The organism is Streptococcus parasalivarius (assembly GCF_054785155.1).
Map to the genome: position 1 here is coordinate 147740 of NZ_BAABOB010000003.1, position 25564 is coordinate 173303.

The window sequence follows — 25564 nt, forward strand, 5'->3', positions numbered from 1 at the left end:
CCTCCAAAATAAACATTAAAAATTCCTTTGCTTTATTATAGCACAGTAACACAATTTTTCAAAAAAAATAGTATGGCTTGTTCGGAATAGTGCAAAGTAGACACTTTCTTAATCTCTTATGTGTCAGCACTCCTGAAATCTTGGAAACTCTTGTTAATCGAGAGACTTGTACGCAACAGGCGAGACTTTTCGATGTAAGAAAAAGACTGAAACTATTGCGTTTCAGCCTCTCCGTAATTTTAAAATAAAATCGTTTGAAGAACCGTTTTAGATTGCATCTAAAACGTAGGTCTCAAAAAACTTATTTACGATACATCTTAACTTGAAGGTAAATATCGTTATAGATTCCTAGCCACTTTTGACCTAGGTTATTATAGACTTCAAGGTTTTTAATGGTTGATTCTGATGGGTAAAAGGCTTTATCATCCGTAATACTCTTTGGAAGTAAGGCTTTGGCTGCCTCATTAGGTGTCGCATAACCGATATATTCAGCATTTTGTGCTGCATTTTCCGGTTTAAGCATGAAGTTAATAAAGGCATAGGCTTCCTTCTCATGCTTCACAGTTTTAGGAATGACCAGATTATCAAACCAAAGATTTGAGCCTTCAGATGGGACAACATAACGTAGGTCCTCATTTTTATCAAGCATCTCACTGGCTTCCCCTGAGAAGGTTACTCCAATAGCCGCATCACCTTGAATCATGTAGCCCTTCATCTCATCACCCACAATAGCTTTAATATTCGGTGTTAGGCTATTAAGTTTAGTTTCAGCCAGACGCAATTCTGTCATGTTCTTGGTATTCAAACTGTAGCCCAAGCTATTGAGAGAAAGACCAATAACTTCTCGCGCGCCATCAACCAGCATAATCTGGTTTCTGTATTCGGGTGACCAAAGATCATTCCAGTGCTGAGGTGCTTTTTTCACCAATTTCGTATTATAGACGATTCCGACTGTCCCCCAGAAATAAGGGATAGAATAGTCATTATTAGAATCGAAACTAAGCCCCTTAAAACTTGAGCCAATCTGGTCAAAGCCCTGGATTTTAGATTTATCCAACTTCACCAAAAGGTCTTCCTTGACCATTTTATCAATGGTGTAGTCTGACGGCACAGCAATGTCGTATGTCGTACCACCTTGCTTAATCTTAGTATACATAGCTTCGTTGGAATCAAAAGTTTCATACTGGACCTTGATGCCTGTTTCTTTAGTGAACTTGGTCAAAAGATCAGGATCAATATAATCACCCCAGTTATAAATAACAAGCTTGTCCGAAGCATTTCCTGTACGACTTTGCATGTAGGCAGAAATTCCCCAAAGGAAGAAAATAATTGCTAAAATCCCTGCCAGAAATTGATAGAGTTTACGCATCGTGCTCCTCCTTTCTCTCCTTGGTAATCATATAATATCCTATGACTAGAAGAATAGAGAACAAGAAGACAACCGTTGATAGGGCATTGATTTCCAAGGAAATCCCTTTACGGGCACGTGAGTATATTTCCACAGCAAGTGTTGAAAAACCATTCCCCGTTACAAAGAAGGTTACTGCAAAGTCATCCAGCGAATAGGTAAAGGCCATGAAATAACCAGCAATAATACCAGGTGTCAAGTATGGCAACATAACCTCACGTAACATCTGCCATTGGGTTGCACCTAGGTCATAAGCCGCATTCACCATATCTCGATTCATTTCCTTAAGACGTGGTAACACCATGAGAACCACGATTGGGATTGAAAAGGCAATGTGACTCAATAAGACAGAAACAAAGCCAAGTTGGAAACCAATCAAGGTGAAAAGAATCAAGAAACTCGCACCAATCATAACGTCAGGTGCAACCATGAGTACGTTATTTAGGGATAAGATTCCAGTCTGCTGCTTCTGTTTGCTCTCATAGATAAAGATTGACCCAAAGGTACCAATAATCGTCGCCAGAAGAGCACTAAGGAAAGCTAAAAAGAAGGTTTGAGCCAGAATTAACATGAGTCGGCTATCTGAAAACATGCTCTGGTAGTTATCCAGAGTAAAGCCAGTGAAGCTATTCATATCGCCACCACTATTGAAAGAATAGGCGATTAAATAGAAGATTGGCAGATAGAGGATAACAAAGACAAAAGCTAAATAGAGATTTGCAAATTTTTTCATTGACGTCTCTCCTTTGTTAACCACATGGTCGCAATCATGGCAGCAATAAGAACAACACCAATGGTTGCACCCATTCCCCAGTTTTGTGTCGTGAGGAAGTGCTGTTCAATAGCTGTCCCTAGGGTAATCACTCGGTTCCCACCAATCAAGCGTGTCAGCATAAAGAGGCTGAGACTAGGAATAAAGACCGACTGGACACCAGAGCGTACTCCATTAAGCGATAAAGGAAAAATAACCTTGGTAAAGGTCTGCCAATCATTGGCTCCCAAATCTTTACTCGCATTCACAATATTTTCATCCAAATCATCCAGTGCATTGAAAATCGGTAGAATCATAAAGGGAATTTCAATGTAGCTAGCCACGAAAATGAAGGAGAAATCCGTAAAGAGAATTTGCATGGGTGCAATCCCAAAGAAGCCGAGAAAGGCATTGATACCACCTTGTTGCCCAAAAATCCCCATAAAAGCATAGGCTTTCAGAAGGAGGTTGACCCAGGTCGGCAAAATGACCAACATCAACCAAAGTTGCTTATGCTTTAGTCTGGTTAAAAGATATGCCGTCGGATAAGAAATGAAAAGGGTTACCAGAGTAATGATGGCTGCATAAAGAACCGAGTTAAAACTCATCCTTAAGTAAGTCCAACTGGAAAAGAAGGTACCATAGTTGTCCAAAGTAAAGTTGCCACTGATATCAAAGAAAGACTGATAGAGTAGCATGAGCACTGGAGCAACCACGAAGAGTAGGAGCCAAAGGAGGTAAGGAACCGAGAAGAGGCTAGCTGTTTTCTTCATAGCGCTCCTCCTCAATGGCATTAATCAAGCCATCTTCATGCTCTTCCACTTCCACATATTCTTCAATACGAGCATCGAATTCTTCTTCTGTCTCATTAAGACGCATGATATGAATATCCTCAGGCGTAAAATCAAGACCGATAATCTCACCCTCAATCGCCTTACGGGTTGAATGAATCATCCATTCATTACCAAGATTGTCATAGGCAATGATTTCATAGTGGACCCCACGGAAGAGCTGCGTTTCCACGCGAACTTGCAATTTGCCTTCTTCAGGAAGTGTAATCTGTAAATCTTCAGGACGAATCACCACTTCGACAGGTTCATTAGGACGCATTCCTCCATCAACAGATTCAAAACGTTTCCCATTGAACTCAACCAAATAGTCCTCAATCATAACGCCTGGTAGGATGTTAGATTCTCCAATAAAGGTTGCAACGAAGTGATTGATCGGTTCGTCATAGATATCAACCGGAGTTCCTGATTGAACAATTTCACCATCATTCATAACAAAAATCCAGTCCGACATGGCCAAGGCCTCTTCCTGGTCGTGAGTGACAAAGACAAAAGTAATCCCTAAACGTTGTTGCAATTCGCGCAACTCGTATTGCATTTCAGTACGTAGTTTCAAATCCAGTGCTGACAAAGGCTCATCCAAAAGGACTACACGGGGTTGGTTAATAATCGCACGAGCAATAGCCACACGTTGACGTTGACCACCTGATAATTTTTGAATCGAGCGCTTTTGATAACCATTTAGTTGAACCATCTTTAAGGCTTCTTCTACACGCTCTTCAATTTCCTTTTTAGGCACCTTTTTCAATTTAAGGGCAAAAGCCACATTGTCAAAGACATTCATATGTGGAAAGAGGGCATAAGATTGGAAAACGGTGTGAACATCCCTTTTATTGATAGGAATATCATTGATACGTTTTCCATCCAAAAGGACGTCACCACTGGTCGCATCTAAGAGACCTGCAATGATGTTCAAAATCGTTGATTTACCAGAACCAGAAGCCCCAAGAAGGGTATAGAACTTACCTTCTTCTAGTTCAAAGTTGATGTCTTTTAAAACTTGTGTGCCACTGTCTTCAAACACTTTTGAGACATTTCGAAAGGCAATAATCGGTTTAGTCAATTGTCATAAATCCTCCATGGATAGCAAATATAGGGATAGGGTTTTATTAGTTTAATTCGTCGCCAATGATACGTACTTCAGGCTCTAGTGTAACACCTGAATTTTCCTTAACCTTAGCGATAACATCTGAAATAAGGTCTTCATAGTCTTTTGCTGTTCCTTGATCGACATTAACCATGAAACCAGCATGCTTAGTTGACACCTCAACACCGCCGATACGATGTCCCTTGAGGTTGGCTTCCATAATCAGCTGACCTGCAAAGTGACCTGGTGGGCGTTTAAAGACCGAACCACATGACGGGTATTCAAGAGGTTGTTTAAGCTCTCGCAAATGATTAAGACGATTCATCTCATTCTTGATTTGCTCGTAGTCTCCTGGTTTGAGGTTAAATTTAGCTGAAATAACCACTTCACCTGTTTCTTGGAGCACCGAACGACGATAACCAAAACGCATATCTCTTGCATCAATCGTACGAATATCACCGTCTTTTGTAAGAACCTGAGCAGAAACCAAGATATGGGCGATCTCACCACCATAGGCACCCGCATTCATAAAGACGGCACCACCAACACTACCTGGAATCCCAGCTGCAAATTCAAAACCAGTCAAACTTTGGAAACGAGCCACCTTGGTTGTCGCAATCAAATTAGCCCCCGCTTCAGCTTCAATTTGATAACCATTAACTGCAATACCATTAAGTCTGTCAAACATAATCACAAACCCTCTGATACCACCGTCACGGACAATCAAATTACTGGCATTACCGAGCACCATCCAAGGAATGTCATGCTTATTAGCAAATTTGACAATACGAGAGAGTTCATAGCGGTTACGTGGAAAGGCCAAATAATCCGCTGGACCACCAACCTTGGTATATGTATAACGTTTTAAGGGTTCGTCGAAACGAATATCAATTCCCACTAAATCTTCTTTAAGTTCATCTAACATGTTATTTTCCATACTTTTTCTATACATTTATTTCTTTGTAGGTATCGTGATAGACTTCCCCATATTACTATCACTACCTAAAAATGAGTTAGTATTTTTCCCTAAAAATAAAAAGAAAAATACAGCAAAAAGCCAAGATTAATTATAGCAAAAAATCCCCATCTTGACGACAAGGAATTTCACGCAAAGCTAGTCCATAACTTCCAATTTGCGGACATCACTAGTGTCTAATTGACTCAAATATTTTTTGTAGGCTTGACCAGTTTTAGGGTCAACCAAATCATCTGCTATTTCTATCAAGGGAACCAAAACAAAAGCTCTCTGACTCATATAAGGATGGGGCACTTTAAGGTGCTCAGTCTCCCAGATTTCCTGCCCATATAGAAGAATATCAATATCTACTGTCCGAGGCCCCCAATGCTCATGACGAACGCGATCAAGGTCTTTTTCAATCTGCTGACATGACCTTAGTAAGGCTTCAGCTGGCAACTGAGTCTCTAAGACCAAGGCAAGGTTCAAAAAATCAGCCTGCTCTGTTAATCCCCAAGCAGCCGTCTCATAATAGGAAGATACTGCTTTAACCTCTGTCTCAGGTAAGTCATTCAAGGACTCCACAGCTTTTTGGAGATAGTCCTGACGATCACCCATATTAGATCCCAAACTCAAATAAACTCTTGTCATCGGCTACGCTCCAATTCAATACCAACACTCTTATAATGCCCATTAATTGGTGGATTTTCCTTGGTAATTCGAACTTTAATAGATTGAATTGGTGTAAATTGGGCAAATAGATCCTCACAAATCGCACCCGCCAAACGCTCAATCAAAATGTACTTTTTATCTTCCGCTTGTTTTTGCACGGCTTCGAAAACCAAACCATAGTGAACCGTATCATCTAGATTGTCACTCTGTGAGGCCTTAGTTAGATCAACAGTCAATTCCAAATCAACCACAAAAATTTGCCCTAGGGTCTGCTCCTCAGCAAAAGCCCCGTGATAACCATAAAAACGGCAACCATTTAAAATAATTTTATCCATAGTTTCTCCTTAAGACACTAGACTCTTCTTTATTCTAGCACAAAACGGTTGAAAAGTTGGTCTCTAATTAGTATGATATTTTAGACAAATCTGAAGTTAGTGTATTTACACTTTATGCAATCGATTGCATAATTCTTCTAATTTGGTAAAATATAGACACAGGAGCTAAAAAGAAACTCCTGAATTATAAGCAAGACTATCTCAACTAATAAGGAAAAAACTATGACAAATCAAACCGCAATGCAATACTTTGAATGGTATCTCCCAAGTGACGGTCAACACTGGAACAATTTGGCTAAAGATGCCCAACATTTAGCAGACCTAGGCATCAGCCACGTTTGGATGCCACCCGCTTATAAAGCTACAAACAAAGATGATGTTGGTTACGGAGTCTATGACCTCTTTGACCTTGGAGAATTCGACCAAAAAGGAACAGTCCGCACCAAATACGGCCTCAAAGAAGAATATCTCAATGCTATCAACCAACTCAAAGAAGTTGGTATTGTACCTATGGCCGACGTTGTGCTTAATCACAAGGCGGCAGCGGATAAACTTGAGACCTTCGAAGTGGTCGAAGTTGACCCAGAAGACCGTACCCAAGAGATCAGCGAACCATTTGAAATCGAAGGCTGGACACATTTCACCTTTGACGGACGAAATAAAGCCTACAACGATTTTGAATGGCACTGGTACCACTTTAACGGAACCGACTTCGATGCCAAACGTAATAAAAGTGGTATCTATCTTATCCAAGGTGACAACAAAGGCTGGGCAGACAACGACTTGGTTGACAACGAAAATGGTAACTTCGACTACCTTATGTATGCCAACCTAGACTATAAACACCCTGAAGTTATTGAAAATATTTACGAATGGGCAGATTGGTTCGTTGAAACAACAGGCGTTCAAGGATTCCGAATGGATGCCATTAAGCACATTGATTCTTTCTTTATGCGTAATTTTATTCGCGATGTCAAAGAAAAACAAGGTCAGGATTTCTATGTCTTTGGTGAATTTTGGAATGGTAACGAGGAGGATAACAATACCTATCTTGAAAAGATTGAAAAACGTTTTGACCTCGTCGATGTTTCCCTCCACAACAATCTACACAACGCTAGCACAGCGGGAGCTGATTATGATTTAACAACAATTTTCGATCATTCCTTGGTCAAAAATCATCCTGAACATGCCGTGACCTTCGTAGACAACCACGACACTCAACGCGGACAAGCTCTAGAATCTACTGTTGAAGAATGGTTTAAACCAGCTGCTTACGCTCTCATCCTTCTCCGTGAAGACGGTCTTCCTTGCCTATTTTATGGTGACTACTATGGTATTGAGGGTGAATTTGCCCAAGAAAATTTCCAAGAGAGCCTAGATACCTTGCTCTACGCTCGTAAAGACCTAGCTTACGGTGAGCAAACTGACTACTTTGATGACCCTAACTGTATCGGGTGGACACGCTCTGGCAACGAAGATGGGGCTCCATTAGCTGTAACGATTTCTAATGATGCTGCTAACAGCAAGTCTATGGAAATTGGTAGTGATTGGGCTGGACAAACCTTCTATGACATTCTTGGAAACTGCTCTGATAATGTAACCATTGACGAAGACGGATGGGGAGACTTCCCAGTTTCTGAAAAATCTATCAGCGTTTGGACAATTCAAGACTAAGAAAAAAAGCTCAGTTGAACTGAGTTTTTTTTAGTATCATAAAATTCCTGAAATAGTCTTAACGATATCACGATTGGCATCAACATTATGCACACGTACAATCTGACATCCTTTGGTAACAGCATAGCCAGATAAGGCAGCTGTCCCCTGGTCGCGATCCTTAGCTTGAGTATTCCCACCTAGTAGGTAGTTCACAACACGCTTACGAGAAATCCCAAAAAGAACAGGATAGCCCAAGGCAACGACCTTGTCCAAACCTTTTAGCAGGTCAATATTGTGTTGGACATTTTTCGCAAAGCCAAAGCCTGGATCAATCCAGATATTGTCCTTGGCCACACCTGCTTCCAAGGCGGCCTGGGCTCGTTGACTGAGGAATGTACAGACATCTTCTGTGACATCATTGTATACTTCTTCTTTTTGATTATGCATGAGAATAATCGGCACATTCTTTTCAGCTGCTAAAGCTAGCATCTGACCATCATAGAGTCCAGCCCAGACGTCATTTAGAATATCTGCCCCTGCTTCAAGAGCAGCTCTGGCAGTAGCTGTCTTATAGGTATCAATACTGATGAGCACATCATATTTTGCCTTGATAGCCTGAATAACTGGCACGATACGAGCAATCTCTTCTTCCTCGGTCACAAATTCTGCTCCTGGTCCTGTAGATTCGCCACCTACATCGATAATGGCAGCTCCCTGGGCAATCATACGCTCAACCTGAGCCAACGCATCCTCTACAGTGTCAAAATCGCCACCATCTGAGAAAGAATCAGGGGTGACATTCAAGATTCCCATAATACAGGCCTTACCTGCAATCTCATGTTTGCCAATAAACATCTTAACTCCTAAAAATCACGCATCAATGAAAGAATTTCCTTGCGTTCTTCACGGTCTTCTTTATAAAGGCCCTTAGCGACAGTTGTGATTGTCTTACTTCCTGGTTTCTTAATGCCTCGCATGGTCATGCACATGTGCTCTGCTTCAACCATGACAAAAACTCCTCGAGGATTCAGAGCTTCTTCAAGTGCTGCAGCAACTTGATCTGTAAGACGTTCTTGCAACTGTGGACGACGAGCAGCTACTTCAACCGCACGCGCTAATTTGGAAAGTCCTGTCACCTTGTCTCCACTTGGCAAATAAGCCACATGGGCCTTACCATAAAATGGAACCAAATGGTGCTCACACATAGAGTAAAAAGGAATATCCTTGACAAGGACAACTTCGTCATGAACTTCTGAAAAGACAGCTGTAAATTGATCCTTAGGATCTTCATTTAGGCCTGAAAACATTTCAGCATACATCTTAGCCACACGTTTTGGTGTGTCCAAAAGACCTTCACGCTCAGGATTTTCACCGAGAGCTTCCAATAGTTGATAGACTGCTTGTTCTACTTTTTCTTGATTTGCCATAATTTCCTCTTGCAACGTTATAATACTATATATTATACCTTATTTTGCTGGATTTTTCTTGCAAAAAATAAGATTTCCTAGCTACCTAAACCTCAAAAAAAGCGAAGACCACCTTTCATATAGAGGTTATCTTCGCTTATATTTTTTAGTCTTTCAAGTGGTAAGAATAAGATGAAACCACAATATTCTCACGCCATTTGAGATAATATTTCAATCGTAAACTCATTTGGTTGTGAAGCATGGTTTGCCATGATTTTTTAGGGACAAACTGAGGAATCATGACTGTCAGAGTCGCATTATCCTTCTCAGCTTGAGTGGCGACCTCGTCCACATACTGAATGGTTGACTGAGTGATTGAGCTATATGGTGATTGGATATGAACCATCTCAATTTCAGGGAAATATTTTTTAAACTCTTGTTCAGTTTCCTTGTCCTTGTTCTCTGTATCCTTAGTAGATACATGCATGGCGATAACCTTGTCACCAATAGAACGTGCATAGGAAATAGCTCCGATATTAGCCTTGGTAACATTCCCAACGAGGATAAGAACAATATTTCCTTGATAATGGTGTTCTTCTACCGCCCCATCAATACGCAACTGTTGAGCAACACCATTATAGTGTTTTTTAATCTTAAGGAACATCCACATCAAGATTGCAATAATTGGGAAGAATGGCCAGATATCTCCTAAACGGAAAAGGAAGAGAATGAGAACAATAGCATAACAAATGAGGGCACCTAAGATATTTGCTAAAGAGTGTTTCCAGAATCCCTTACCATATTCACGAATCCAATGAATGACCATCCCCGTTTGAGAAAGAGCAAATGGAATAAATACACCGATGGTGTAAAGCGGAATCAACCGTTCCGTATTTCCTCGGAAAATAAACAAAAGGGTAATGGCACCAATTGCAAGTGTCAAGATCCCATTAGAGTATCCCATACGTGCACCTTTTTCAAGATACATGTGAGGCATGTATTTATTTTTCGCCATATTAAAGGACAACATCGGAAAGGCTGAAAAACCTGTGTTAGCTGCCACTGCAAGAATCATGGCAGTAGAGAATTGAAAAACGTAAAATAGAATACTACCAATCCATGACTGACCGAGAATTTCTCTAGCCATTTGTGACAAGATGGTTACTCCTGCATGAGGTGTAATACCTGTCCACCAGTTGAGGAAGGTAATTCCCGCAAACATAGCCCCCAAAATGCTAGACATGATAAAGAGGGTTGAAGCTGCATTTTTGGCCTTAGGTTTCTTAAAGAAAGGCACCGCATTAGAGATAGCTTCTACCCCTGTCAATGAGGCAGAACCTGAAGTAAAGGCCCTTAAAATAAGAATCAATGACACACCTGTAATTGGTTGTCCTAAATGTGCTGTGGCTGCGTAAGGCATATGACCCGTTAAAATTTGAAAGAAACCAAATCCCAACAAGAAGAGCGTCGAAACAATGAAGAGATAAACTGGTATCATCAAAGATTTTGCCGATTCACGCATTCCCCTAAGGTTCATAACCATCAAAACAAGCACCAAAATCATTGATATTTCAAGATTGAAAGGATGCAGGAAGGGAAGGGCTGAAGTAATGGCATCTGCACCTGAGGCCACTGAAACAGCGACCGTCAACATGTAATCAACCAAAAGACTACCACCAGCTATCAAGCCAAACTTAGGAGACAGATTTTCCGTCGTTACCATATAGGCACCACCACCTTGAGGATAGGCTTTGATAACCTGTCTATAAGAAATGGTAAGACTGGCCAAAAGGACGAGAACCAAAAGCCCAATAGGGATTGACCACCAAATAGCCGCACTAGATACAGCTGTCAGAACCAAGACGACCTGCTCTGGACCATAGGCGATAGATGAAAGTGCATCACTCGACAACATGGCCAAGGCCTGAATCTTGGACAATAAGTGTCCATCACCACTATCATCATGAGTTAAAGGTTCACCGATTAAAATGTTTTTCAGACGTTGAAACATTGTGATCTCCTTACTTTTAAAACATACGAGGGCTATTATACGCCCCTAAATGTCATCTTTCAAGTCTTAACCATCACTTGCCTGCTCTAAAACCCATTTTCTGACCTGAGAAATGAAGTATAGAGATCCCGTTACCACATAAAGTTTCTTATTGTCAGTCGTCACATGTTCTCTAATCCATGTTTTGAAGTCTGGTACCTGCTTATAAGCCTCTGGGTATTTATCTAATTTAACACTGTTTGGATAGTCAAAACTCGTTACAGTCAAGTCACCAACCGATTTTAGTTGGGCAAGCATACCGTCAATAGGCTTGGTATCAATCGCTGCAAAGAGAAGTTCAATCTCCTTATTGGCATACTCTGATTGCAACAAGTCAATCAAAACTTTAACACTCTCATTATTATGAGCACCATCAATCATGAGATTAGGTCTTAAAAATTCTGTTCGACCTCGCCAATGGGCATGAGCCAGGGCATTCTTTATGAGTTCAAGAGTTACTTTAGGATAATCTTTTTGAAGCAATAAAGAAGCCATGATAGCCAAGCTAGCATTTGCCACTTGGTGTTGACCGGCCATAGCCAAGGCTATATCATCTAACCTTTGCTCTCCATAGGTAAAATCAAAGGAATGGCTTGACCCTTCAGCTGTGAAATCTCTCCCCAGCTCATAGGTCTTAGAACCTTCTTCACGCGCCTTCTTCTCGAAAACATCTCGAACATCAGTACGGTCAGTCGCATAAATAAAGGGAGCCCCATTCTTCAAAACACCAGCTTTTTCTGCTGCAATTTCAGCATGGGTATTTCCCAAAATAGCCTGATGATCTAAACCAATCGATGGACACAGGACTGCCAAGGGCTTAAAGAGATTAGTCGAATCATGAAGACCACCCATTCCCGCTTCAATGAATGCGATATCCACAGGATGGATCTGACCAAAATAGAGGAACATCAAGACTGTGATAATTTCAAACTCTGTCGCATTTTCATGCTCTGTCTCTTTTGGTAGACGTTCAACCACAGGCTTCACACGATTAACCAGGTCAAGTAAGTCCTCTTCTGAAATCATCTGACCATTAAGAGAGATTCGTTCCTTGAAGTCAATAATATAGGGTGAAGTAAAGGTTCCAACTTCATAACCTGCTTGGGTGAAAATGGTTTGGAGGGCATTGACTGTAGACCCTTTGCCGTTTGTTCCCACGATATGCACAGCCTTGAGATTATCTTGTGGATCTCCCAACTCTTTAAGCATCCAAGCCATACGCTCCAACCCAGGCTTGATGCCAAATTTTAATTGTCCATGAATCCAATCCAACGCTTCCTGATAAGTCATAATTACTCCTTTTTTAGGCTAATGCTTCAACTTAGTCATTAAACCGACCTCTAAACTAGATTTCTAGTTTTTCCTGAGCTTAATGCTTTGACGCTCTTATTATACCAAAGACTCCTAGGTATAACCAAAATATGCAAAAAAGGCAACCCTAGGGTCACCTCTTAAGCTTTCTCTTTTTCGTCAATAACAAGACGAACTTTTTTACCTTGAGTAGGTACCGAATAGACAATCGCTCTTATCGCCGTAATAGTACGTCCTTTTTTCCCGATAACACGCCCAATATCGGCTGGGGCAAGATCAAGATGGTACTCCAAAAACTCAGGACCGTCAATAATTTTGATGGTCAACTGATCTGGTGAAGCAATTAAAGGTTTAACGATAGCGATAATAAGATTTTCAATGGTATCCATAGGCTAAAAAATTATTTTGAGAATTTTGATTCGTGGAATTTCTTCATAACGCCTTCTTTTGAAAGGATGTTACGAACTGTATCTGAAGGTTGTGCACCTTTAGACAACCACTCAAGAACACGTTCTTCTTTAAGTGTTACTTGGTTTTCTTCAACGAGTGGGTTGTAAGTACCAACTGTTTCGATGAAACGTCCATCACGTGGAGCACGTGAATCTGCAACGTTAATACGGTAGAAAGGTTTTTTCTTAGAACCCATACGAGTCAAACGGATTTTTACTGCCATTTTTAATATCTCTTTTCTTTAGTTTTTTATTATGGTGGGGGCACTTATCGCCCCTCGACCTTAACTAGTATACCATATCATTTTTATGTGTCAAGAAAAAAACTTGACAGACTTAAAATTTCTACAAAAAAAGTTAGAGTCAAACTCTAACTTCCTTTTCGACTATTTCTTAGTTGTAGTCTTGTGATTTTTTTCATAAGCTACCTTTGCTTCAGCATATTCAGCTTCTAAACCCTTAGCAGCTGCCTTCGACACTTTCTCGTAAGTATCACGACTGGTCAACTTGCCATCCTCGTTGTAGGTAGAAACAACCAAGGTATCTTTATTTACAGTATAAGACTTGGTGCGTTTCCCTTTACGGTAGAGTCGATAGTTATCTACATTATCCGAAATATAGTAATCTACTAGATTCTTATCTGCATTTGGATAAAGTTGCGAGACAACTTTAGTCAACTCACGCTTAAATTCTGAAACTTCTTTAGTATAGGTAATCGATTTATTCCACTGATCAACAACTTGATATTCCTTCAAATAATCTGAAGCTGTAAAAGTAGGCTGATCCTCCTCACCTTTTTTATAAAAGTAAGAATGTGTTTGTAAATTATTAGACTGATCAACTTTAAGGAAAGAGACGTAAATTTCATCTTTATCTTCATGTTCTTTCAGAGTATTGGTTAACTTTCCAGAATTTTCGTCCAATACCTTAGACGATTTTAATTCCCAAGTCCCCTCAATGTTCCCCGAAGCATTACGCCAAAAACCGTATACACCACCAACAAGCAACATCAAAACAACAGCAACAAGACTAGAAATCAAGGCTCCTTTGCCCCAATTTTTGGCCTTTTGCGATTTTTGATTAGCGTTTTGAATCGTTTCTAGAAGACGAACCTGACTTTCCAATCTCTTTTCTAGTCTGGCAACTGTCTGTTCTTCCTTAGATTTAGCTTTAGCAGCTAATTTTTCAGCCTTTTTCTTATCACGAGTAGCTTGACGAGCAAGCTTCTTAGCTGCTTTTTCTTCCTTATGATCAAGTTTTGTCAAATCCTCAGACAATCCAAGATGCTGTGCTTGGTTACTGAAAACTGGAATAGATTGATTAGGCTCACTCGAAGTATTAACAGAATGATTTCCTGCATCTGGACGGGTTGGCGCATAACTTGCCAAACGCTCCTTAGCCTCTGCTACGCGTTTGCGTTGTTCCTCTTCTTTTTGAATATCCTCAGCCTGACGGCCCGACTGAATGGTTCTTACTTGACCAACAGTCTCTTGAGATAGGGCCTTTCTCTTTTCTTGAGCCACATTTGCCATAGCCTCTTGCGCGTTGTCACGCTCTTTCTGAGACTGGGCTAGTGCTCTGGCAGTTGCGGTTCCTTCTTCAAACTGTTGGTCAGCTGATGACTCTCCTTGATCAGCTACTTGGTTAGCCTCTGCACCTTCAGAGAGAACAAACTCTCCTCGTTCCAAGGCTTCTTTAAAGTCGATTGGTCTTGGTTTTCGGCCATTCACAGCCTCAAAGTACTCTAACCATTCGTCTTTCAACATAATAAATCCCCCTGAATTAAAAAACACATGATTAACTTCCCTATTTTACCATACTTTTTAACATAAAAATAGGGATTAACAAGAATTCTAAAAATTCTTATTAAATCCCCATTAATCTTCTTTTGGTGTAATAGACAATAATTGGACAAAACGGTGTTGTGCTGATTCCGTTTCAAGCGTGACATTATCGTATCTAAAGAGAATCTCTTCGATATTTGCCAAGCCCAATCCTCGACCTGTTCCTTTTGTTGAAAATCCTCTTTGTTTCAAAGGAGCTACATCAATAGAAGCTTCCTTAGTTGAATTCTCAACAACAATAACTGATTGATTTTCCATCTTAAAGATAGCGATAGATAATTTTGGTTCATCTGCTAATACAGTAGCTTCTATAGCATTATCACAAAGAATGGATATGATTGTAATCAAGTCGAGTGGACGCATATCTGTGAAGAAGACGCCCTCTTCAACCTCAACATGACATTGAATACCTTTATCAAAAGCTTCGGCTACTTTAGATGACAACAGACTCTTAAGCGGCATGTTGGTCACACGAGTTAATTTTGCCAAATCAAACTTTTGCTGCTTCAAATCTGATGCCGAATCTTTCAAGACACTATCATAAATCATCTTGATTTGGTCGATGTCTTTCATCTGAATGGCTTCATTAAGCGAAATCATAACATTAGTATAGTCGTGACGGAAACTGCGTAACGTTTCGTAAAGACTTTCGACTTGTTCAGAATACTTCTCTAGGTCATCCAAGTGACGACGATTTTCTTTTCTTCGCTCATTTTCAAAGTACTCATCTGCGTATCTATTGACACTGTAAACAGCATAAAGAATCGCTATATAGCCAATCAAGGTTATAATATGGCCAGCATAGTACAAATCAAAGAAACGCGAAGCCACAACTACGGAATAGTTCATAATCACATAACTAATCAAAACAAAGTTAGTGAAAAACATTATCCGACCAAATTTGCGATCTCGCTCCAAAACCCTCAAATATTTAAAATCAATATTAAGAAGTTTGGAAAGAGCGACAAATGTTGGAATAATTAAAAGGTCAAAGAAAATGAAATAAAGATAACTTTTGTTAAGGAAATCCGATGTGATACCAAATCCCGGCATCAAAAAGTAGGCATAACCATTAAAAATCAAAAGATAAAGAACAAGAGGATAGAAAGCATAAAATGCCAACATATTGGTGGTTCTTTCCTTGCCATAGAAATAAGCATAGAAAAGAAGGTAGAAGGGTGTCATAAAGGACAAACCGACATTATATGACATCCCCAGTATCCCCCCTATACATTCAACTAAGAACGCAATAGGAAGAATCATACGTGGTATCTTGACCAAGCTGGTCTTTTCGTAAATCCACTGTATGACGATGAAATGCAAAAGATATTCTAATGCAATTTGCAAATTGAGCATCATTTAATGGTTAGCCACCTCCTTCTAGTAATCTTAAATAAGCAGTAAAAAGCCACATTACTATTTTATCACACTTCCTGCTATTATATGAGATAAAATTAAATAATTATCTCGAATTTCAGAAAACTTTCAATAATGATTAGAGAAGAAGGGGAAAATCTGAGCCTTAACGATTTTTCAATCGTTCCAAAAGTTCCTTTTTACGTGTCCGCGAGAGGAGGCATGACTCGTCTCCCTCAAAGAAGACCATATTAGCCGTACGATCCACACTTGTCACATTACTCACATTGACAACAAAAGAGCGATGCGTTTGGAAGAAAATATCATCCAATTTCGCTACTTCTGCAATTTTTCCATAGAATTCTACTAGATTTGACTTGGTGTGAGCAATCAACTTATGTGGCACAGGGGCTGTTTCAATGTATAAAATGTCATCATAAGGAATATTAACATCATTTTTATCCGTTTTTACCGTCAGACTCTGTGCCTTGGTTTCTTGCTCAACCTGCGAATACGCAAAATCTAAAAGTTCTACCAAGGCTCTCTTAAGATCTGCATCTTCCATGGATTTATCAACAAAGTCCAGAGCTTGAATCTTATAACGGAAGGTCAAGGGCATAAACTCAGAGTAGGCTGTAACAAAAGCGATTTGTGCTTTCAAGTCTTCCTTACGGATTTCAAGCCCAATATCTAGTCCCTGCTTCGTTTGATTTTTAAGGTCAATATCCAAAAGATAAACCATGGATTTACCCGAACCTCTATCAGCATCTAACAATTCCTGACCTTGCTCATAAAAGGTAATCCCATCAACAACGGCCTTCGACTCCTCAACTGCTTCGTCCAATAAACGACTAACACGATGACGCTGCAAGGCATCATCTTCAAGGACGATAATAGAAAGCATCTTATTTCCCTCTTTCTTTCTAATATACTTTAATATACCTATTTAACATTTTATCATAATTAATCGGAGAATATTCCTTTTTTTACAGCATAAAGTCTTTTTAACTCACCTCATTTCATTTATAAAACAATTGTTATCTACTCGTCACTTTATCTTCATTTTTAGATGTTATCATGAGAGCTGTTTTTGTTTTATATTAAAAAGGAGAAAGTTATGTTACGTTCTTTTAAAACGCAAGAGACTAAGACAAAGACCATCTTAACCCTTGCAACTGTCGGTATCATTAGTGCTTTTCTTGTGGGAAGTCCTCAGCATGCCTCTGCGGATCAAACCTATGTTTCAGATCCTAACCAGGCTATGACATTTTCTGAACTTGAAACAGCTACAAATACCAATACCATCACTCAAACAGGTGTATCTAGTGAAACACCTACTACTGTGACTACTGTGTCACATACCTCTGTGGATGATATTCATACACATGAAAATGACTATGAACAAACGCCCACAAATACTCCGACTTTTGAGGAATTGAAACAAGATAGTCAAACAGCTAGCAATACTGTCGACAGCCAGACTGGTAGCAAAACCTATGAGACTAGAATTCCGACAAATACAGATAGCAATCATAAGGCTGTAGAAAACCAGTTTGAACCAAAGACCGAAACTGTCGCTCAAGCACAAACCTGGTCAAAAGATGGTGCCACATGGGTTTCAACAGAAATTAATAATGGTAATGTTCATAAGATTCTATCTACTTATATTCCAAAACCATTAACACCTTCTACAAAACCAACGACAACAGCTACACCAAAACCTAAACAATCAACTCCTGCTGTTAGTCAACCTAAAAAACCAGCGACTTCTACAACGACACAACCTAAGAAGCCAACAACGACTGTCACTAAACCGACAGCTCCTAAAGCCACTCCTATCCAACCTGCTAAACCAGTGGACCGAATTGCTCAAGTATGGCAAAAGAATAACGAACTCGTAAAAAAGAATTACGATACTCCTCACTGGTCAACTAAGGAAGCGACAGTTTTCATCAATGCTAAAAATCCTGAAATCGTGAATGCCTACAAACAGGCTATCACTTCTTGGAATAACACTGGTGCCTTTAATTTCTTGCTCACTAACGATAAACAAAAAGCCAACATCATTGCTGATGAACGTTATGAAGGTAATGTGGCAGCTCCTCTTGGAGTTACCTACTCTACTTACTACCTCCCAACTAAGCAATATAGTAATGCTACTGTTTACTTGAACACCTTCCATGTTCAAAACAATTATTACCAAAAGAACGGTGGGAAACTCCTTAACACTGCGCAACACGAATTAGGACACTCAATTGGACTTGAACACAACAGTGCCGTTGCCTCTGTAATGGAACCTAAAGGTGGTAAGACAAGTATCCAACCTGTTGATATTAACAATGTTAAGAAACTCTATAGCAAGATTTAAGTTCTTACACCATCACTACAAATATAAGCAGACCTATCAGGTTCTGCTTTTTTTATACAAGTGAGATGACCATTCAAGACCAGAAAATGACTGTTCATGATTTTTTCTTACAAATTTTGATATTATGTAAAGTTTTCTTCATTTTTTTTGGTAAAATAGAAAATGTAAAGAGAGACCGGATGAGTTGGAAAACTAAACTTTGTTAGTTTTTGCTCATTATTCTCATAAACAGAATAAAAATAGTCTAGGAACCCTTCTTAACATTTATACCTATCTTCCCCAAACACTTTTCCCCCATTCCTAGATTATCAGATTTCTCACAAGAAAAGCGTCTAGCTCACCCGGCTAGGCCTTTTTTCTTTTTCCATACTTTTGCTATAATAGAGTCATACCGTTTGAAAGGAACTCATAAAATGACTATAAATCAGCAACTTCTTTGCTACAAACGTTTACCAAACTGGACAGCTACAACACTTCCAGAAATGGTGACGCAAAAACACAATACTAAGGTAGGAACTTGGGCTAAATTGACCGTTCTATCAGGATCTCTCCGCTTCTACGAATTAGATGAACAAGGACAGGTTACTGCAGAGTACCTTTTTACACCCGAGACAGATATTCCTTTTGTTGAACCACAAGCTTGGCATCGCATCGCTGCTGCATCAGATGATTTGGAATGCTATCTTTCTTTTTACTGTAAACCTGAGGACTACATGACTAAAAAGTATGACACTAAGGCTCACTCCGAGGTTCTTGAAGCAGTCCAATCTGGCCATATCAAACCTGGTCGCACCCTCGACCTAGGCTGTGGTCACGGCCGTAACGCTCTTTATTTGGCATCTCTTGGGCATGATGTTACAGCCGTTGATGTTAATAACGAAGCTACACAACGCATCCAAATGATTGCAGATGAGGAAAATTACAATGTTAGAGCTGGTTACTACGATATCAATGCTGCTGCTCTTCCTGAGTCTGAGACCTTTGATTTCATCCTCTCAACAGTGGTCTTCATGTTCCTTGATCCCGATCAAATTCCGGCTATTATCAAGAATATGCAAGAGCGTACAGTCATTGGTGGTTACAACCTAATTGTTTGTGCCATGGACACTGAGGAGCACCCTTGTACCATGCCTTTCCCATTTACGTTTGAAGAAGGCGAGTTGAAAAACTACTATAGTGACTGGGAATTAATCAAGTACAATGAAAATCTTGGTCACCTTCACCGTTTGGATGAATATGGCAATCCCATCGCCCTTCAATTTGCAACCATGTTAGCTAAGAAGGTTAAATAAGAGCGAATGGCTGTAGAAGAGCTGATTACTGTTTGACTTGTCTTCAAATTAAAAACTAGGAATCCAGTTGGAATCCTAGTTTTTAATTGTTTACAATATCTGCATACCCCGATTTAAGGTCTGCGTTTTCTGTTTCTTTGACATAATACACGCCACCATTAGTAGTTGGTGAATAAAGAACAAAGGGAGTCCCATCTTTTTTAATGGTAAAGAAATAACGGTGAACAGATACATTTTCCCATCTCTCGTATACCGAAACAATGGTATACTCCGAATTGCTATTACCATTTGCAGCATAAGTAGCATCCACAGTCTGGTTATGGTCCGACATCCAACGGATAGGCAAGGAAGAGGCTTCATTGGTAATTTCTTTGTATCCTGGCTGATTCATCTGATTGCCCCAAGAAACCATCAAACTAGCAAGTCGACTAGCTTTGTCATTGGTCCAACGTGGATTTTCAGTATAGGCTTCCTTAGCATGATTAGCGTCAGGTGTATCAATACTTACACTGCTAGATTCACTCGTCTTCGCATTTTCGATCGATGACGTACTTGACTTGGCATTAGCCTTATCTGTCGATGAGAATATCGAGCTAGCCACCGTGGCAGACGACTTAGTCTGTTTGACGTTCTTCATTGAACTAGAGACTAGAGTCAAGCCAATACCAACGACGATCGCTACTAGAGCCCCCAGAAGAATATAGATATAATTATAATTTTTCGAGATTCCAATAAGGCCAGACTGATAAGCTAATTGTAGTTCATCAGGTTTCGGTTTACGCCCTTGAACTTGCTCAAAACGATTTATCCATTCTGCTTCTGATAGCTTTCGCATAATTTTCCTCTTCTCTTTATCAATTATCTTCCATCCTATCATAGAACAGGGATGATGACAATAGTAGAGAGAACTTGAGGTTTACCTTCAACCTATTATCTTTTATTTTCAAAATAACGACGAACAAGTCGATTATAGGAGGGTAGTTTCTCCAAAAGTTGAAATGCCAAGTTCAATCGTCATAAATCTTTCCTCCAGTAATTCTTTTATTTGTTATGAGAATACATTACAAATAATTAGTGATAATTATAAATAAAAAAACCTAAGACTCTATTTTCCAAGAAAAGCTAATAGGGTTAGGCAGAAAAGTAAAACTAAAACACCCACAACTAGTAGGAGACTAATCTTATAGCCTAGGGGATTTTTGGGATTCAAACTGGTTCCAAGACCAAACCTACGGAGGACAAATAAGGGTTCTGAGGTAGATTGCTTAAGGTTGTAGCGTAAGAGGTACCTTAAATAAAGCAGGAAGAAGAAACTCATCCCCGGAAAAATAACAAGAGGAAGTACTAGTCCCTGTGACCACCAAATCATGATTGTAAGAAAGACTTGTATCAACAAGAGACCCCAAAACAAGTAATAAATGTACGATTGCTTTTTCATTATATGTACCTCTCAATCTAAGATAAGTATACTCCTCCTAGCTTCTCATATCAAACCCATAACTCGCCTGACACCTTATTTTCTGCTACAATAGAAAGGAAAGATTCAAAAAAGGAAACTGTACACATGAAATTAATTTCTTGGAATATTGATTCCCTAAACGCCGCTCTTACTAGTGATTCTGCACGCGCTCAATTATCACGTGCTGTTATCGACACTTTAGTCGCTGAAAATGCAGATATCATTGCTATTCAAGAGACAAAACTGTCTGCTAAAGGACCGACTAAAAAACATCTGCAAATCTTGGAAGACTACTTCCCTGACTATGACAATACTTGGCGTTCATCTGTTGAACCTGCCCGTAAAGGTTATGCTGGAACCATGTTCTTGTATAAAAAAGAATTGACACCAGTCATTACTTATCCTGAAATTGGGGCACCTTCAACCATGGACTGTGAAGGGCGTATCATAACTCTCGAATTTGACAATTTCTTTGTGACACAGGTCTACACACCAAATGCTGGTGATGGCCTCAAACGTCTGCTTGAACGTCAAATATGGGATGAAAAATATGCGGATTACCTAGCTGAATTGGACGCTCAGAAACCCGTTCTTGCGACTGGTGACTATAATGTTGCCCACAAGGAAATCGACTTGGCTAACCCTTCAAGTAATCGTCGTTCACCTGGTTTTACAGATGAAGAACGTGCTGGCTTCACTAACCTCCTTGCCAAAGGATTCACAGATACCTACCGTCACCTCAATGGCGACGTTACTGGAGCCTACACATGGTGGGCCCAACGTAGTAAAACTTCTAAAATCAACAATACAGGCTGGAGAATCGACTACTGGTTGACTTCAAATCGTATTGCCGATAAGGTCACAAAATCAGACATGATTGACTCTGGTGATCGCCAAGACCACACACCTATCGTCTTAGAGATTGATTTATAAAATAACTCTAGACCTAAATCACAAAAAGAGTAGACCTGCTACTCTTTTACTATGCCCAATTAAGGAGAAATTATGAAAACCAAACTTAATACCACTCAAAAACTTGTTCTGTCAGCTATTATGATGGCTCTTTACATCGCTATCCTCTTTGTATCTCAAGCCATTTCCTTTGGTGCGGTTCAGATGCGTCTAGCCACTGCTTTATATGGATTAACCTACATCTTCCCATTTTTGGTATTCCCAATTAGTCTGGCTAATGCCATCGCAAACTCTTTTGGCGGATTGGGATTGATTGACGTGGTCGGTGGCTTCTTTGCTAGCCTTTTAACAACCGGTAGCATCTACCTCATCCGTAAAGCTAAGTTATCTAGCTGGTTCATCATCCTTCCAATTCTACTCGTTCCTGCCTTAGTGGTACCAATCTGGCTTAGTGCCTTGCTCAAACTTCCTTATTTTGCTCTCGTTATTAATCTCCTCCTCGGACAATTAGTGCCTGCGATTTTGGGAGCAGTCCTGATACGAGAGCTAGCTAAACGTGGATATAAAGACTAACAAAAACAAAAATATCTCTACAATGTGCAGAGATATTTTTTTAGTAATGATATGCTTTCTTGTAAGCTTCTCTTGGTGTCAGTTTATCACCAGAGATAAGCAAACGGTAGTCAACATTAGTAGGATCTTTCTGATAGTCATCAACCCAATCTTGATTCATTTCGAGATAAAGATTATAAGTTCCCAACTCAGTCGAAACAGTACCTACCTTGTAAAAATCTTTATAACGCTTTTGGTTATCCGTTTTTTTCAATTTTTCATATCGATAATAGGTTCTGGCAAAGTCAGTGAACTGGTATTCTTTCTTATCTTTTCCAGAGCCAGTTGTGACTTCAATGGTGCCCTTGTTATTTGTTAAATGTAAATCATAATCATAGTCATTGTGACTATTCACTTGGAAGACACCTGAAGTGATATCACTGTCATCAGAGAATGTCTGAATATCAGCGAACTTAGCAGCCTGCCAAGAAGCAGGGATCCCTTCATACTCACCATCGCTTTGCAAGCCTAGAAGTGACCAATAATGACCAAGATAGAAGGTATTAGACTTATCACGATCTGTCACCAGTTCACCTACCATCTTAAGGTTTTCAGCACCTAGACGGTAAGGGTTAGAAAGGTAACCAAAGACTGGGAAGAAATAAATGATGACTGTAAAGGTCAAGAGAGTCTTCATATTAATCTTATTGATAGCCCAGAAGAAATAGGCAGCTGAGAACAAGAGAGCGTAAGCAGCACCATAGCTAAACTTATGCGCATGGGCAATCAAAAGCAAAATGAAGAAAATAGGTTGGATAGGACGAACCTTATGATAGATGATAGAGAAAACGTCCTCCTTGTCTTCCTCAGATTTGAAAATCAAGGACAAGACAATGGTCAAGAGTACAAAGAAGGCACCGAAGCCGAAACCAACATCATTTGGACGGAAGAAATAAGCCAAGATGGACATATCCATCACCAAAAGCCAGACAGCTGCAAATTTAATCATGTTGTTACCAAATTTTGCAGCCGTTTGACTAGGTGTCTTCAAAGGTACCTCAAAGGCTTGTGCAAGTGCTCTTTCTTTGGCTTGGCGTTCAGCCTCTATTGCAGCTTTCATTTCCTTAGTACGGCGTTCCTTTTGGAACAAATGGGCAACCTTAGTCGGTTCATCTTGCCTTGACTTAGTGATGCTTAAGAAGAGTAAGTACTGCATGGCGAAAATGAGAGCCGTGTTTCCACCGTATTCTAGGAAAGAACCATTCCAAATACTAGAAACAACTGCAAAAACGATGTAACCTCCAAGTGAGATCAAAACCGTCAAGAGCAAATGAATCCAACGATAGCGGTAAGTGTATTTATCAGTTGTATCTCGTCTCAAAAACGTGTCACGTGGGTAAAGATACCAGATAACGAAGATAAGTTCAATGGCCTGAACTGCTGTTAGAAAACCAACATAGTTGAAGCCAAAAAGAGCTGCTACCACATTGATGAGATAGGAAATAATAGCCAAAACTCGCAGACTGGTGCGCTTAGACAAAAGTCCAATACTCATCAGGGTGATAGTTGAGAAGGCAGAAAAACCAGCACCCACCTTATCATCAAAGATGAACACGTTAACAAAGGCAAAAATCAAGATTCCTAAAAGAGTCAAGACTTGTTTTTGCATTTCTTTTTTCTTTTCTTTCATATTTTCCCTCCTTATGAAAATGATAACGCTTCCGTATTCCTATTTTAACACAATTATACTATTTTTGTCAGATTTGAAAAGACATTCGGATAATCGAATGCCTTTTTTATTAATTATTCATTGCTTCAATCTTAAGGAAAACAAAATCTCCATCAAAGCGTTGAATATACTTTTGAAAGCCTAATAAACTAAAGGTTTCAATCTCATAACGGACCTGATCAACACCATCACTAGTGCTTTCCTCTAGCAGTTTAAGTTTTGGAATATCGGATTCCAAGACATCACGGTAAAGTCCTTTATACTCAAAGGTAATTCGAGCCCATTCATTACCAGAAAGCATTGAGAAAGCCTGGTAACGCACCTGTTCATCTGTAATAAGACGGGCTTGTTGTTCTGGACTGAGCGTGAAGGCGACGTCATTTTCAGATTTATGAATGGTCTGAAAACGATCGACACGGAAATAACGGATTTCAGAGAACTGATAATCACAAGTAAAGTTATCATCCAGTTTGTAAGAAATACAGTAGAAAAAATGGTTATCAAAAATGACTGAAATTGGAAAGACCTTATATTCCTCCACTTTTTCTCCTGGCTTACGGTAACTAAAAGACAAAGGACGTTGGTCCACAATGGCATCGAAAATAGCTGAAATAACTGGCAAGAGTGACTTATCTTGATCCTGATAAACCTTAAGTTCTTGATAACTATCTAGTTCTAGCTCAGTCAATCGCTTGATACGTCTGCGCTCCTTGTCGTCTACAGCCCTCTCAACAAAGATGTTGATAATTTCTGCTACTTCATCCTTTCGAAGGGCACGACTCTCTAAAAGAATCTTAGATAGGATAACTGCCTGATTGTATTTAAGGTTACCATAGCCCTGTTCATACTGGGCATGATAGGAACCGTATTTTCTAGAATACTTAACCTTCATATTTGGACGTAACTCAGTCAAATTTTCCTTGAGTTCACTCACGTCCTCTTTAAGTGTACGCTCACTTATGCCAAAGCGAGCTAGGTAGTCCGTTTTTGAAATGTCATTTCCCTTTTCCAATTCGGACATAAAATACAAGAGACGTTTGGTTTTTGATGCTGTCATTATAAAATCCCCCTTTATAATCAAACCTCTTATTACTAAAAAATTGCTGTTTAGTTATTCATTATCA

Annotated in this window: 24 protein-coding genes; 5 read left to right on the plus strand and 19 right to left on the minus strand. The window is 39.7% G+C overall.

The annotated features are described in order from the left end of the window. Nucleotides 1-301 precede the first annotated feature (301 nt). The 7 genes from ACYVQ1_RS04155 to folB form a co-directional block, all read right to left on the minus strand. Nucleotides 302-1369 (minus strand): ABC transporter substrate-binding protein, encoded by a 1068-nt coding sequence (locus tag ACYVQ1_RS04155; RefSeq protein WP_461249915.1) that lies wholly within the window; start codon nucleotides 1367-1369, stop codon nucleotides 302-304. Further along, on the minus strand, nucleotides 1362-2141 hold the full coding sequence (locus ACYVQ1_RS04160; protein ID WP_368386608.1) for an ABC transporter permease: 780 nt from the start codon (nucleotides 2139-2141) through the stop codon (nucleotides 1362-1364). The genes ACYVQ1_RS04155 and ACYVQ1_RS04160 overlap by 8 nt, the downstream gene beginning before the upstream one ends. Continuing rightward, nucleotides 2138-2932 carry an ABC transporter permease gene (locus ACYVQ1_RS04165; RefSeq protein ID WP_461249914.1) on the minus strand — a complete coding sequence of 265 codons (795 nt, stop codon included), beginning with the start codon at nucleotides 2930-2932 and terminating at the stop codon, nucleotides 2138-2140. Before ACYVQ1_RS04165 ends, ACYVQ1_RS04160 begins: the two co-directional genes overlap by 4 nt. Continuing rightward, nucleotides 2916-4070, minus strand: a complete 1155-nt coding sequence (locus ACYVQ1_RS04170; protein ID WP_064524180.1) for an ABC transporter ATP-binding protein — start codon at nucleotides 4068-4070, stop codon at nucleotides 2916-2918. Before ACYVQ1_RS04170 ends, ACYVQ1_RS04165 begins: the two co-directional genes overlap by 17 nt. A gap of 46 nt (nucleotides 4071-4116) precedes the next feature. After that, nucleotides 4117-5019, minus strand: a complete 903-nt coding sequence (gene murB / locus ACYVQ1_RS04175; RefSeq protein WP_060972618.1) for a UDP-N-acetylmuramate dehydrogenase — start codon at nucleotides 5017-5019, stop codon at nucleotides 4117-4119. Nucleotides 5020-5208: 189 nt separating this feature from the next. Further along, nucleotides 5209-5700: a 2-amino-4-hydroxy-6-hydroxymethyldihydropteridine diphosphokinase gene (gene folK / locus ACYVQ1_RS04180; protein WP_461249913.1), complete on the minus strand. Its 492-nt coding sequence runs from the start codon at nucleotides 5698-5700 to the stop codon at nucleotides 5209-5211. Next, nucleotides 5697-6056: a dihydroneopterin aldolase gene (folB, locus tag ACYVQ1_RS04185; protein WP_060972232.1), complete on the minus strand. Its 360-nt coding sequence runs from the start codon at nucleotides 6054-6056 to the stop codon at nucleotides 5697-5699. The genes folK and folB overlap by 4 nt, the downstream gene beginning before the upstream one ends. A 222-nt stretch (nucleotides 6057-6278) precedes the next feature. Between folB and ACYVQ1_RS04190 the strand changes: the two genes are divergently transcribed. Continuing rightward, the gene (locus tag ACYVQ1_RS04190) at nucleotides 6279-7730 is read left to right on the plus strand and encodes an alpha-amylase (protein ID WP_461249912.1); all 1452 of its coding nucleotides are present in this window, start codon (nucleotides 6279-6281) and stop codon (nucleotides 7728-7730) included. A gap of 36 nt (nucleotides 7731-7766) precedes the next feature. Here ACYVQ1_RS04190 and folP read toward each other — a convergent pair whose 3' ends face one another. The 9 genes from folP to ACYVQ1_RS04235 form a co-directional block, all read right to left on the minus strand. Continuing rightward, nucleotides 7767-8567 (minus strand): dihydropteroate synthase, encoded by an 801-nt coding sequence (folP, locus tag ACYVQ1_RS04195; protein ID WP_104021271.1) that lies wholly within the window; start codon nucleotides 8565-8567, stop codon nucleotides 7767-7769. Between the two features lie 8 nt (nucleotides 8568-8575). Beyond that, complete coding sequence (gene folE / locus ACYVQ1_RS04200) at nucleotides 8576-9139, minus strand: GTP cyclohydrolase I FolE (RefSeq protein WP_175061450.1); 564 nt, start codon at nucleotides 9137-9139, stop codon at nucleotides 8576-8578. 145 nt (nucleotides 9140-9284) lie between these two features. Continuing rightward, entirely contained in the window at nucleotides 9285-11129 is a 1845-nt protein-coding gene (locus ACYVQ1_RS04205; RefSeq protein WP_002884557.1) for an APC family permease, read from the minus strand. 66 nt (nucleotides 11130-11195) lie between these two features. Beyond that, on the minus strand, nucleotides 11196-12458 hold the full coding sequence (locus ACYVQ1_RS04210) for a bifunctional folylpolyglutamate synthase/dihydrofolate synthase (protein ID WP_461249911.1): 1263 nt from the start codon (nucleotides 12456-12458) through the stop codon (nucleotides 11196-11198). A 161-nt stretch (nucleotides 12459-12619) separates the two neighbouring features. Beyond that, the gene (locus ACYVQ1_RS04215) at nucleotides 12620-12868 is read right to left on the minus strand and encodes a KH domain-containing protein (RefSeq protein WP_002884680.1); all 249 of its coding nucleotides are present in this window, start codon (nucleotides 12866-12868) and stop codon (nucleotides 12620-12622) included. 11 nt (nucleotides 12869-12879) lie between these two features. Beyond that, on the minus strand, nucleotides 12880-13152 hold the full coding sequence (gene rpsP, locus ACYVQ1_RS04220; protein WP_002884675.1) for a 30S ribosomal protein S16: 273 nt from the start codon (nucleotides 13150-13152) through the stop codon (nucleotides 12880-12882). A gap of 162 nt (nucleotides 13153-13314) precedes the next feature. Continuing rightward, entirely contained in the window at nucleotides 13315-14694 is a 1380-nt protein-coding gene (locus tag ACYVQ1_RS04225; protein ID WP_461249910.1) for a hypothetical protein, read from the minus strand. Nucleotides 14695-14805: 111 nt separating this feature from the next. Continuing rightward, entirely contained in the window at nucleotides 14806-15984 is a 1179-nt protein-coding gene (locus ACYVQ1_RS04230; RefSeq protein ID WP_002884300.1) for a sensor histidine kinase, read from the minus strand. 310 nt (nucleotides 15985-16294) lie between these two features. Next, the gene (locus tag ACYVQ1_RS04235; protein WP_022496803.1) at nucleotides 16295-17032 is read right to left on the minus strand and encodes a LytR/AlgR family response regulator transcription factor; all 738 of its coding nucleotides are present in this window, start codon (nucleotides 17030-17032) and stop codon (nucleotides 16295-16297) included. A 213-nt stretch (nucleotides 17033-17245) separates the two neighbouring features. Between ACYVQ1_RS04235 and ACYVQ1_RS04240 the strand changes: the two genes are divergently transcribed. Next, nucleotides 17246-18496, plus strand: a complete 1251-nt coding sequence (locus ACYVQ1_RS04240) for a matrixin family metalloprotease (protein WP_461249909.1) — start codon at nucleotides 17246-17248, stop codon at nucleotides 18494-18496. A 413-nt stretch (nucleotides 18497-18909) separates the two neighbouring features. Further along, nucleotides 18910-19788, plus strand: a complete 879-nt coding sequence (tehB, locus tag ACYVQ1_RS04245) for an SAM-dependent methyltransferase TehB (RefSeq protein ID WP_247915956.1) — start codon at nucleotides 18910-18912, stop codon at nucleotides 19786-19788. Between the two features lie 82 nt (nucleotides 19789-19870). Here the strand turns inward: tehB and ACYVQ1_RS04250 are convergent, their stop codons facing one another. Further along, entirely contained in the window at nucleotides 19871-20623 is a 753-nt protein-coding gene (locus ACYVQ1_RS04250; RefSeq protein WP_247915955.1) for a DUF4767 domain-containing protein, read from the minus strand. Between the two features lie 729 nt (nucleotides 20624-21352). Here ACYVQ1_RS04250 and ACYVQ1_RS04255 point away from each other — a divergent pair. Both ACYVQ1_RS04255 and ACYVQ1_RS04260 read left to right on the plus strand, forming a co-directional pair. Beyond that, a complete protein-coding gene (locus ACYVQ1_RS04255) occupies nucleotides 21353-22180 on the plus strand; it encodes an exodeoxyribonuclease III (protein ID WP_002891542.1) in 828 nt (275 codons plus the stop codon). A gap of 72 nt (nucleotides 22181-22252) precedes the next feature. Continuing rightward, the gene (locus ACYVQ1_RS04260; RefSeq protein WP_247915954.1) at nucleotides 22253-22732 is read left to right on the plus strand and encodes a QueT transporter family protein; all 480 of its coding nucleotides are present in this window, start codon (nucleotides 22253-22255) and stop codon (nucleotides 22730-22732) included. A 40-nt stretch (nucleotides 22733-22772) separates the two neighbouring features. Here ACYVQ1_RS04260 and ACYVQ1_RS04265 read toward each other — a convergent pair whose 3' ends face one another. Both ACYVQ1_RS04265 and ACYVQ1_RS04270 read right to left on the minus strand, forming a co-directional pair. Next, nucleotides 22773-24401, minus strand: coding sequence for a hypothetical protein (locus tag ACYVQ1_RS04265; protein WP_201712022.1), 1629 nt, complete (start codon nucleotides 24399-24401; stop codon nucleotides 22773-22775). 109 nt (nucleotides 24402-24510) lie between these two features. Continuing rightward, entirely contained in the window at nucleotides 24511-25497 is a 987-nt protein-coding gene (locus ACYVQ1_RS04270) for a helix-turn-helix transcriptional regulator (protein WP_461249908.1), read from the minus strand. Between the last annotated feature and the right edge of the window lie 67 nt (nucleotides 25498-25564).